The sequence below is a fragment of the Spiroplasma sp. DGKH1 genome (genome assembly GCF_040940205.1).
Lineage (GTDB): Bacteria > Bacillota_I > Bacilli_A > Mycoplasmatales > Mycoplasmataceae > Spiroplasma.
Genome location: NZ_JASTWG010000001.1, coordinates 36,150 through 48,444, shown reverse-complemented (window position 1 = coordinate 48,444; position 12,295 = coordinate 36,150). Strand labels below are relative to the sequence as shown.

The window sequence follows — 12,295 nt, the reverse complement described above, 5'->3', positions numbered from 1 at the left end:
GAGGTTACCAAGATGAGTTTAGGTGTTGCTATTATTATTGCAATTATTATTGGGGCATTGGTCGGTTTATCAATTGGAATTGGAACCGCCCGAATGTTTCATGCCCCAGAAAAACAAGCACTAGGGGCTTTCCGAACATTGGGAGAAATTAATGCTTGTAATGGTGATCCAGTTTCGCACTTTGCATTTGGATTAGGATTTTTTTTAACTCAACTGCTTCCGCAATTGGAACGGGGGCGTTGACCCAAGATGTTATTCATCGAATTATTCCTAACTGAGGAATTGCTTTGGCAAAAGTATGTACGCGAAAAAAAGATACCTTTCAAGTGATGCGCTCCCCATTAATGGTTGGTGCTGGTTCAATGATCATTGGGATTGTTGTGATGCCAATCATGATTACAATTTATAGTTATATTCCCCGCCAATTATCTGCCATTGCCAGTGGAATTTTATCTCCCGCGGCAAATTATTTGTTTAATTATATTATGCCCGTGTTATTTTTAATTGCCGCTTTAGATGCAGGAAAGAAAATTGGTCTTCCAGCAATTATTTTTGGGGTATTATCCCAATTTATTTCCGGGAATGCTATTCCTGGTATTGTGTTAGGAATCTTAGTTGGTTCATCATGGGATCAAAAAGGAATTTTATCTGTTCAATTTTGAGTTTTGTTTGTGTTAACCATTGTGTTATTTATTTTGATTGCTTATTTTCGTAATATCACCTGAAATGATATTATTCATTTAAAACCTGTTAAAGCTTCGGGGATAAAAATGTTAGGGGACTTGGTCCAACTTGGACATGTTAATATTGATTATAATTTAACGTCTCACCCCGGGATTATAGAAGAGGTGCAATAATGAAGAGAGATCTAAATAATTCAAACAGATTACAAACAATGATTAATAAAACAGATAAAATTAAAAAACAATTATTAATTTATGAAACCCAAATTACTACTCATCAAAATAAACTACAAGATGAGAGAGATTTTAATAAACGATTAGTTATTCGTAATGCAATTAAAAGTTTGAAAAAAAATATTCGCCAGTTGAAAGCTAAAACTTTATCCGAAGCTGAAATTTTAAAAACAGAATATGAGTTTCAACAAGAAAATGTTCTTAATGCTCAAAAAAACTTGGAAAAGGTGACTAAGCATTACCAAAAAATTAGTGCTAAGTGATCACAAGCAGAAACTTTAGTTAAGGATGCAAAAGCATATATTAAAGATTACAAACAAAATTATTCAGAAATTAAATCAAAAAAGAAAATTATTCAGCAATATAAAATTTTGTGTCGAAAAAATGAAAAACTAAAATTATTATTAAATAATTTGACAACAAAAGAAACAATCTTAACTGAAAAACAATCCGAAGTTACATTTGAACAAGAGACATTTTTAACAGAACATGTCAATGTTATTAAAAACGAATATGATGAGTTATTAAATAATGCCGAACCATTAAACTCGGGGATTAGCAAAGAATTATTATTAACCAAGTTACAAGAAATTGATAAGATTAATAATAAAAAAATTGCGCAGTATAATGCAAGAATTAAAAAATATCAAGTTAAAATTGAAAAAATTACTAACCGTAAAATTAATTTACAACATACTCTTGATCATAATTTAACAATTATTACTACTTTGGAAAGCGAAAACATTATTGTTGGCCAAAAACTTTCTCAATATGCTAAGAGTAAAAAAGTTTTACTTGATAATGTTAAATTAAAATGAGAGTTTAAAAAAACTAACCTCTATTATCATAAAGTAGAACATCAGTTTCAAAAAGCAAATGATAAGTTAGAATTGTTAGCACAAAAAATTAATTTATTAGCAAATGTGGCTGGCCAAAATCTGGAAAGTATTAATAGTAAGGAATCAAATTTTTTGCGCGGATTTAATCGTCTTGAAAGAATCTTACTGAAAGACTGGTTCTTTATTATCATTACAATGATGCTAAGTGCTGGGGTAGTATTATCAACATATTTATTTGTGCAAAAAGGAATCGGAGCTTTAAATGAAATTTTTGTAGTCGCCATGTTAAAAAATGGGTTAGTGACTGGCGACTATACGGCCGCAATGGGCTTTGCGGTTGGATTTTTAATTGCCCGTATTTTAGAAGGGCCATTAGTTGGAATACTAGATGTTGGTGGTTCAATTTTAACTGGAGTTGGAATTGGAGTTCCCGCAGTATTTCTAGCCTCAAATAAGTTAGCCTTTGTAATGCATAACCCATTCTTAGCTCTACTATTAGGAGCGGTGATTGGAATGATTATTGGGGTGGTCATTATTTTAATTCGCATCTTAAAACCAAAAGAAGCCAAAGGACTCGGAACAGATATTATGATTGGTGCTGGGAATGCTACTGGAAAATTCTTAGGACCGTTAGTAATTTTTTCGGCCGCTACTTTTAATCCCTTAGCGGGGATTGGTGCTGGTATTGGTGCGGGGATTTTCATGTGAATTAAAAAACCACTAGTTGGGGGAGCAATTTTGGGTGCCATGATTTTAGGAATGGTTCCGGCATTTTCATAGGAGGTGAAGAGAATTAAACGAGTATTTTATAATGTTCTGGATCTTGATGACCAGCCCATTTATATTAGTACAAACGATAACACCATTATTGCCATTGGCAAGATGACAAGTTTTGATATAAAGCAATATGCTAATTTTGAACAGTATAACTTTTTTAATAAAGCATATGTGAGTTCGGGGTGAATTGATATTCATACCCATTGTTATGAAAAACAATCATTATATACGGATGACCCTGATGAGATTGGGGTTCGTCAAGGTGTAACAACTGTTATTGATGCTGGCAGTGTTGGCGCTGATGCTGTTGATGATTTTTATCATTGTAAAGATAAGTATCAAACAAAAGTTTATTGTTGATTAAATGTTGCGAAGATTGGAATTCCTTTTCAAGGGGAATTACTGGATCTTAATAATATTGATGAGAAATTAATTTCGCAAAAGCTTCATCAATATCCTGATTTTATTGTTGGGTTAAAAGTAAGAATGTCAAAGAGTGTTGTTGGGGTTAATGAACTTCAACCACTTATTAAAACAATTAAGATTCAGCAGAATAATAATTTAGTACCAGTAATGATTCACATTGGGAATGGACCACCAAATATTAATGATATTTTGGCATTAACAGGTAACAATGTCATTATTACTCATGCTTATAATGGCAAGTCAAATCGAATTTTTCAAAAAGATCCTTTAACAATTGGGTATTTAAATGCTGCATTACAGCGGGGACTAAAATTAGATGTTGGTCATGGTAGTGAAAGTTTTAGTTTTGCTCCTTTTAAATGAGCTCTAGCCCATAAGTATGTTCCTGATTTTATTAGTAGTGATATTTACCAAAAAAATCGTTGGGATGGGCCAGTATATTCATTAGCAAATGTATTAAGTAAAATGCTATACTTTGGACTATCTTTAAAAGAAATCATTGCCAAAGTTACAATTGACCCAGCAACCTTTTTAGGATTTTCCCATTGTGGAAAGTTAGCAGTTAATTACCAGGCTGATCTGACATTTTTTGAAATTAACCAAGTTGACATATTAGCTACTGAAGGAATGCAACAAAAACAAGGACAAACCATCAAATTAACAAAAGAAATTAAACCGGTGATGTGTGTTGTTAAAACGAACATCATCCACTTAGGGGAGAGAAAATATGGAAAAAATAAATAGTTTTTATCAAAAATTAAATTTAAAAAAAGTAATTAATGCCGCTGGAAAAATGTCTATTATTGGGGTTTCAACCATTTCCAAAGCAGTTGGACAATCAATGATTACTGCCGGCCAAGACTATGTGGTGATGAAAGATTTAGTTACCCAGGCAAGTCGTTATTTAGCAAAACTATTACAAGTAGAAGATGTTCACATTGTTAATTGTGCAGCTGGGGGAATTGCTATTAGTGTCGCCGGGATGATTGCCCAAGATAATTATGCTTTGCAGTTAAATGTCTTGCAAAATCACGAACTACCCAATGAAATTATTTTACCCAAAGGTCATAATATTAATTTTGGAGGAGCAATTGAAACAATGGTAAATTTAGGGGGTGGTGTTGTGAAGGAAGCTGGTTATGCCAATATGTGTTATTCACAGCATTTAACAAGTTTAATAAACTCCCGCAGTGCAGCAGTTTTATATATTAAATCTCATCATTGTGTTCAAAAATCAATCATATCACCCCAAGAAGCAATCACTACTGCGCACCAGCATAATTTACCAATTATCATTGATTGTGCGGCCGAAGAAGATTTAATCAAATATTATCACCAGGGGGCAGATGTTGTTATTTATAGTGGGACCAAAGCATTATCGGGACCAACCGCGGGATTAATTATTGGAAAGCAAAAATACTTAAATTATATCCGTGCTCAAAGTGGTGGAATTGCGCGGGCTATGAAAATTGGTAAAGAAAATATTGCAGGGTTAGTACAAGCTGTCGAAGAGTATTTAGTTCGAAAACCAGATGTGTCAGACCAAATTAAACTCTTAGAACAGTTACAAGTAATGATTGATAATTTACCAGGAATTAAAAGTATTATTGAGCAAGATGAAGCGGGCCGTGAATTATATCGTCTTAAAATTATAATTGACCCTGCCATTACTAATTTTCAGGCAAATGATTTAATCCATTATTTTGAAAATAATGATCCTATTTTAATTACCAGAAATAATTATGCAAATAAAAATATTATTTATATCGACCCCCGTGCCTTGGCACTTGAAGATATCAAAATTATTGGGGGATTAATTCAAGAATATGTTAAAAAGGAGGGACAATAAATGTTATTTATTAAAGATCGGGTTTGTATTAATGTTTTAGCAAAAGATATTAATAATGCCCAGGATATTAAAACAGCAGGGCAAGGTCATGTCCTAATTGGTATTTTAGCAAAAGATTTTTTAAATTCCGAAGCAGCTATTAATTATGTCAATAATTTTCACCAAGTAATTGGTGATGTTGCTAGTATTGGATTAGGTAGTGGTGATCCTACTCAGTGCTACCGGGTAGTTGATATTGCAAAACAAGTCTTACCCCGTCATATTAACCAAGTATTTCCTGTTGTTGGTTATACAAGAGGAAGTGTAGCTCGTGAGAATACAATTATTAACTGCTTAATTTCGCCAACCGGAAAACCGGGTTATGTTAAAATATCAACTGGGCCATTAAGTAGCAATCACGAACCCGCAATTGTGCCAGTTTCAACCGCCATGGCAATGGCTAAAGAAATGCAAGCGTCATCAATTAAATTTTTTCCAATGAATGGTTTACAACATCGTGCGGAATATAAAATTGTGGCTGAAGCTTGTGCCCAGGCCGACTTATGACTGGAGCCAACGGGGGGGATCGATTTTGAAAATTATCAAGAAATTCTGCAAATTGCCTTAGATGCTAAGGTACAAAAGATTATTCCGCATATTTATTCAGCAATTATTGATAAAACGACGGGGTTAACAAGACCAGATGATGTTGCAAAAATAATTGACATCACAAAAAGAATCTTAAGTTAAAGACTGGGTTTCCAGTTTTTTTATTTTTCTATTTTAAATTTTGGCAATTTATATCAAATCTTGAAAATGATTTTAATTTTTATTAGACCCTAATTGTGTTAAAATAAGTAGCATATTACAATCCAAACAGCACGCACAAAATTTAAGATAGGAGGACACAATAATAATGGCTAAAATATTAGTAATTATGGAAGCTCCCGCCAAAGCTAAAAAAGTCCAAAGTTTTTTAGGAAAAGATTATATTGTTTGAGCAACGGGTGGGCATTTACGAGAATTAAAAACTGATGGTGATTATTATTTGGGAATTGATTTAGAAACTATGAAGCCAAGATATCAACCAATTCCCGACCGGGTTGAGATTATTAACAAATTAAAAGAGTTTGCAAACAATGCTGAACAAGTTTATTTAGCAACTGACCCGGATCGCGAAGGAGAAGCTATTGCTTATAGTTTACAAGAACTTTTACGGTGCAAATCAAAGAGCTATCGTTTAATTTTTAATGAAATTACCAAACCAGCAGTGATGAATGCAATTGCTAATAAAACAAAAGTTGATATGAATCTTGTTAAAGCCCAAGAAACACGAAGAATCTTAGATAGATTATTAGGTTTTCGATTGTCTAATTTATTAAAAGTAAAAATTGATTCTAAATCAGCTGGTCGAGTGCAATCTGTGGCTTTAAAATTAATTGTTAAACGTTATTTTGAACATCAGAATTTTAAACCAGTTGAATATTGAAATCTTTTTGGACTTCATCGCCAAGATCAGTTTGAGCTAACAAAAATTAATAATAATAAAGTTGAAAAAACAATTTCTTCTCAACAAATGGTCAATGATATTATTGCTGATCTTACTCCTACTAGTAAAATTACGAATATTGTCCAGAAGCCATCAAAAAGTAAGGGGATTAGTCCCTTAATTACATCAACAGTTTTACAAAAAGCAAATAGTAAATATGATTATCCAACGGAAACGGCAACTAAAATCTTACAGACCTTATATGAACAAGGAATAATTTCTTATCCTCGTACTGATTCAACTCGGTTAAATGATGATTTTATTCGAACTGCCCAAGATTATTTAACTAATAAATTTGGACCAGAATATCTATTAACAACAACTAAAAAACAAAAAAGTAAGTTAAATGTCCAAGATGCTCATGAGGCCATCCGCCCAACTAATTTAAACCATGATTTAATTTGGGCCAAAGAACATTTACCAAAAGAACAATATAATATTTATAAATTAATTTGAGAATACACCTTAGGATCATTAATGGCCCCCGCCCAAATTGATCGGACAATAGTTACTATTCTTAATAAAGATAAGTATGAATTTACTTTAGCAACCGGAATTATTTCTTTTATGGGAGTTAAAAAATTATTAGATGATAAAGAAGAAGATGAGGAAGATTTATTAACTAGTAAGAATACTTATCAACTTGGCAGTGAAATTAAATTTGATGAAATTTTGCCAAAACAATCATTTACGAAACCAGAACCACTATTTACGGAAGCAAGTTTAATTAAAGTTTTAGAAGAACTTGGGGTGGGCCGTCCAGCAACTTATGCTACCATTTTTAAAATTTTACGAACTCGTGAATATGTTACTTTAAATAAAAAAGCATATGAACCAACTACGCAAGGGATTAAAACTATTGACTATTTAGAAAAAGCATATCAAAGCATTATTGATGAGTATTATACTGCTAATATGGAAAAGGTATTAGACCAAATTGCCGAAGGAAAATTAGATTCTAAAGATTATTTAATCGATTTTTGGTTAGAGTTTAATAAAAAAATTAAACAATTATTTCGTGATCGCTTTTAATTACTAGTTTTCAACAAAATATTGGTGATTTACTTTTAAATTTAAAGAGAGTATAATTTTGGTTATGTTAGCATTTACAAAGCAGAGGCTATTTACTATGAAAAAACTCAAAGACAAAATTGTTTGATCTGATATTTTAAGTTTTATTTTTGGTTTTTTTGGAATTATGTTTGGGAGTTTAAGCGCAATTTCATTAGAACCATTTTGAAATCCAAACGAAAAAGTTAGAGATACACACTCTTTTATTTTTACCTTATTATCAATCTTTTTTGATAGTTTAAGTGTTTTAAGTGCTTTTGTTGCTTACCGGTCAGGAACCAAATTATATAGTTTACAAAAAACAACAATGCAAAATAAAAACAGTTTTCGTTATCAATATGAACGTTGAGCCTTTCGGTTTGACTTGTTAAGTTTTATCTTTGGAATTGGGGGCTTAATTTTTGGGGTGGTTAGTTTAATTACCTTATTTCCTTTAACTTTTAATGAATATGTTTCTTGGTGGGGAACCATTACCTCAGTATGTTTTGATACAATTTCTTGTTTCTTAGTAGTTTGTGCCCTATGTTTCTTCCGGCAAAGTATGAAAGTAACTAACTAAAGCCTTTGGGCGAGAACATTTCCTAAAATTTTAAAATTATTATATAATTTAAAAGAATTAATGAAAATGAGGATCAGAATATGGCACGAAAAAAGAAAACTCCACCAACCGAAGATTTAGCAATTAATTTAGAAAATCATCTGAGTTATGATGATGAGATTGAATCAGTAAGTGGTGTTCAACTAACTGATGAATTAGTAGAAGACCACCCCCCCCAAGAACGACTAGTTGTTGAAGATAGCACCGAAGATAGCGAAATTTCTTCGCCAAGCAGCTTGCCAGAAGGTAATATCCACGCAATTTTGCAAAATGCTCGTTCAAAAATTAATGAGTTAAAAAATGAACCTGGTTTAAATGAACATGACAATTTAATTGAACGGTTAGAAAACTTAAAAAAACTTCGTGATAGTTCCCAAACCCAACCCAATGAATTTCAACAATTATTAAATCGGATTAAGGAACGTAATTTTAATGACCGAATGGATTATATTATGAACCGGATTAAAACCTCGCACCGTGATGATGATAAGTTAACTTTAAATGCGGATGATGAAGAAATTGTGATTAACGGGAGCGATGATGATTTTGACGAAGAAGTAGTAATTTTGCCATCGGGAGAAAAGGTGTTCCAAAAGAAAAAAAATTCTTCACCTAAGAAAACTACCCCCATGGCTGATGCTAACCAGGAAGATTTCTTAAAGAATGAAAATGATAATATTACAATTACCTTATCAATTGCCCAATTTCGTAAGATTTTAAAAGATACTGTTGAAGATGTTTTAAAAGAATTAGGGATTAAAAATAATAATGAATAACTAAAAATATTGAAAAAAACATTACATTTTGGTAGTGTTTTTTTATTATTAAGATAAAATAAATTAGTAATGATAATAACAAGGGAGAAAAAAACATAATGAAAATAGCATTATTTGGTGGAAGTTTTGATCCATTTCATAGTGATCATTTAAAAATGATAAAATTAGTTAAGGAACATTGTGATATTCAAGAAGTTTGAATTATTCCTACTAATCAAAACCCCTTTAAAACACGAAAATTATCCCCAATTGTTGATCGCTTAAATATGATTAAACTTGCCATTCAAGGATTAGACTATGTTAAAATTAATGATTTAGAATTAAAGAATAATGCACCTAGTATCACTTATCAAACTGTGAAGACTTTGTATGAACAAAATCCCACTAACCAATTTTATTTTATGATTGGTTCTGACCAATTAGCTAGTTTAGATAAGTGAAATAATATTAATGAATTAGTAAAACTGCAAACTTTTATTATTTTTGAACGTAATCATCAAGATGTTACCCCCGAGATTTTAACTAAATACCAGGCTATTAGTGTTCCTTTTAAAAATAATACGCATTTATCAAGTACCCTGGTTCGGGAAGGGAAAAATTTAGATTTACAATTACCAGCTATTAATAATTACATTAATGATCACTTATTATATTTAGAAGAACGAATTCGGGACCAAATGGATGAAAAACGCTATCTTCATTGTTTAAATGTTGGTAAAAAAGCTCAAGAATTAGCCATCATTCACCATTTAGATGACCATAAAGCTTTAATTGCGGGAACTTTTCATGATGTTACCAAACGTTGAAGTGAAGAACGACAACGTGATATGCTAATAAAATATTGCCCAGAAACTTTAACTGAGCCAGTACCGACTTGGCATTCTTATACTGGGTTTTTACATTTAAAATATGATTTGTTATTTACCGATGAAGAAATTTTGAATGCTGTGAAATGACATACGGTCGGTCATCCTGAAATGACCCCCTTTGAAATGTTAATTTTTATTGCTGATAAAATTAGTGATGAGCGTAATTATCCGGGGGTTGAAGAATTACGAGCATTAGCTACCAAGGATTTAACTTTAACTTTTAAGGAGATGTTAAAACGTCAGTATGAAATCGCTAGTCAAAAACATGGGGTCGATAATTTAGGAACTAATATTTTAAAAACATACCAAGTTTGAATTACTGAGCAATAGAGGAGAACAAGAAAATGAATTTAGTAATTGGTGCCATGCAAGAAGAGTTGCAAGTATTATTAGATACTATTAAACCAAGTGAAATTATTAAATATGATCATATTAAATTATTTCAAAAGGGAACATGATTGTTTGCCATTTCCCAAATTGGACAAGTTAATGCGGCGATTGCTTTGACAACCTTAATTAATGACTATGCTATTAAAAAGATATATAATATTGGAACGGTTGGTAGTTTAAAACCTGAGTATAAAATTTTTGAATTATTAATTGTTGAAAAAGCACTATATACTTATGCCGATGCTAGTGAATTTGGTTATCAAAAAGGTCAAATCCCCCAAGAACCACCATTTTTTACCAGTGACCCCCAATTAATTAGCCAAATTACCAAAGATGATGAAAATCTCCACAAAGTGGTGTTAGGAACAAGTGATATTTTTATTGACCAACAACATCATTTTGAATATCTCCAAGCAAATTTTAATAATTTAATTGATATTGTGGATATGGAGGGGACTGCTTTTTTCCAAACAGCATATAAATTTAACATCCCAATCCTATCAATCAAAGTTATTAGTGATTATCTCCATAATCCCACTGCTTCAACTAGCCAATTTAAAGAAAATTTAAAATATGCTAGTATTATTATCAAAGATTTTATTTTACAATTAATGCAGATTTAGGGGGAATGAGGAAAGAGTTATTCAACATTATTATATTTTTGACGATTTTAATTAACTATCTTGCTAAATAAGCAATCTTTTTATATAATTAAAACAATAATATTAATTTATTTAAGACTTTATTACAATATTACCATAGCAACATAATATTAAATTACTACCGATGACTTTATAAAATAGAACTAATTATTTTTGGAGGCAATATGGGAAATTTATTTGTTGATGGTTATCAAGGTTTATGTTCACGCTGTTGTAATAATGTTAAAAAAGTTCTTATTAATCTACGCTTAAATAATCCAAGTTTTAATTTGCAAAATTTAAAATTAATTAATTTTAATGCGCCAATTTTAAAACAACAACCAAAGAATTTTGGAGAACCATTGGCTATTTTTTATTGTGATAAAATCATTTGTGGGTTATTTATAATTAAGAACCATGCACAGCATATTGCCAATAATATTTCCCACCCGTTAAAAGTTCCACATCAACCGATTAATAATTCCAAAGAATCTCATCGTGATCCGGTTTTAAAACCTCCATCATTAACAGTCTCTTCTAAATTTAATAAGATAGATTTTGGTTCTAATCCAATTTCTCCGAAAAAACAATATAAAAAATGAGTTGTTATTTGAATCTTAGTGGTAATTTTAATTTTAGCCGCCAGTGGCGGGATTGTATGGTGACTTTTCTTCCAACCGACAAAGATTGGGATTACCAACAATCCGGTGATTACTTTGCAAGAATATAGTACTTTTCAACAAGAGGTCTGGGGAATTACAAGTGATCGCCAGAATAATTTATATGTCCTAACCAAAGATAGTAAAATTTGAAAAAATAATAAGACAAATAAATTTAATACCTTTCTAGATATTAATAATATTGGAGCGTTGGGAATTAATCAAGATGATAAATTATTTATTGTTAACCATACTACCAATAATAATCTTGATGAAATTTGAAATTATGATTTGCAAGACTTAACCCATAAAACAAAAGTTTCTAATTTTGCTGATAAAGTTATCAATTTTGTCTTAACAAAAAATAAAAATATTTATTTAAGTGACCTTGGTCATAAAGTTTGAACAATTAATCCTAATAATTCTTCGCTAGACTTAGTAACCCAATTTAGTGATACCTTTGGGATTAATTATATTGTTGTTGATGATAATGCCAATGTCTATATTGCTTCGGGACAAGGAAACTTATTTAAAAAAGGTCCGGGTACACAACCGCAAGCCTTGGGAACCTTAACTGGAATTAGTGCTTTAAATATTGATGCAAATAATCATCTATATGTGGCAACCAATAGTAAAGAATTATATGTTGGTGATACAAATGCTAATTTTAAACCCTTGGCCAAGTTAAGTGAAAATATTAATTTAATTGTGCTTGATCATCAAAACCATTGGTATGGAGCATCCGCCCAAGGTAATATTTGAATGGGTGATTTAAGTGGAACAGTTACTAAAATTGCTAGTTTAAATTATCCCGATCCGCAAATATTTATTGATCAAAAGAATAATGTTTATGTGTATAGTAAAAGTACAAATAAAATTTGGCATAATGTTGTGGAAAAATAATTTTTTAAGTATAATTAAATACATAATAATTGAGTACTTAAAGTACCTAACA

10 protein-coding genes and 1 pseudogene are annotated in these 12,295 nt (G+C 31.2%); all 11 read left to right on the top strand.

Annotated elements, in window-relative coordinates:
* Positions 1-12: 12 nt before the first annotated feature.
* Positions 13-857 (top strand): annotated as a pseudogene (locus QPK10_RS00235) (DUF4311 domain-containing protein).
* A complete protein-coding gene (locus QPK10_RS00230; protein ID WP_368486041.1) occupies positions 857-2,536 on the top strand; it encodes a DUF4310 family protein in 1,680 nt (559 codons plus the stop codon). Before QPK10_RS00235 ends, QPK10_RS00230 begins: the two are co-directional and overlap by 1 nt.
* Positions 2,537-2,539: 3 nt before the next feature.
* Positions 2,540-3,703, top strand: coding sequence for an amidohydrolase family protein (locus QPK10_RS00225; RefSeq protein ID WP_368486040.1), 1,164 nt, complete (start codon positions 2,540-2,542; stop codon positions 3,701-3,703).
* A complete protein-coding gene (locus QPK10_RS00220; RefSeq protein WP_368486039.1) occupies positions 3,687-4,808 on the top strand; it encodes a DgaE family pyridoxal phosphate-dependent ammonia lyase in 1,122 nt (373 codons plus the stop codon). The genes QPK10_RS00225 and QPK10_RS00220 overlap by 17 nt, the downstream gene beginning before the upstream one ends.
* On the top strand, positions 4,809-5,537 hold the full coding sequence (locus QPK10_RS00215; protein ID WP_368486038.1) for a KDGP aldolase: 729 nt from the start codon (positions 4,809-4,811) through the stop codon (positions 5,535-5,537).
* 166 nt (positions 5,538-5,703) lie between these two features.
* The gene (gene topA / locus QPK10_RS00210; protein ID WP_368486037.1) at positions 5,704-7,368 is read left to right on the top strand and encodes a type I DNA topoisomerase; all 1,665 of its coding nucleotides are present in this window, start codon (positions 5,704-5,706) and stop codon (positions 7,366-7,368) included.
* Between the two features lie 97 nt (positions 7,369-7,465).
* A complete protein-coding gene (locus tag QPK10_RS00205) occupies positions 7,466-7,966 on the top strand; it encodes a hypothetical protein (RefSeq protein ID WP_368486036.1) in 501 nt (166 codons plus the stop codon).
* An 80-nt stretch (positions 7,967-8,046) separates the two neighbouring features.
* Entirely contained in the window at positions 8,047-8,781 is a 735-nt protein-coding gene (locus QPK10_RS00200; protein ID WP_368486035.1) for a hypothetical protein, read from the top strand.
* Positions 8,782-8,879: 98 nt separating this feature from the next.
* Entirely contained in the window at positions 8,880-9,980 is a 1,101-nt protein-coding gene (locus QPK10_RS00195) for a nicotinate-nucleotide adenylyltransferase (protein ID WP_368486034.1), read from the top strand.
* 14 nt (positions 9,981-9,994) lie between these two features.
* Positions 9,995-10,663 carry a 5'-methylthioadenosine/S-adenosylhomocysteine nucleosidase gene (gene mtnN / locus QPK10_RS00190; RefSeq protein ID WP_368486033.1) on the top strand — a complete coding sequence of 223 codons (669 nt, stop codon included), beginning with the start codon at positions 9,995-9,997 and terminating at the stop codon, positions 10,661-10,663.
* A 203-nt stretch (positions 10,664-10,866) separates the two neighbouring features.
* Positions 10,867-12,243, top strand: a complete 1,377-nt coding sequence (locus QPK10_RS00185) for a hypothetical protein (protein ID WP_368486032.1) — start codon at positions 10,867-10,869, stop codon at positions 12,241-12,243.
* The last annotated feature ends 52 nt before the right edge of the window (positions 12,244-12,295 follow it).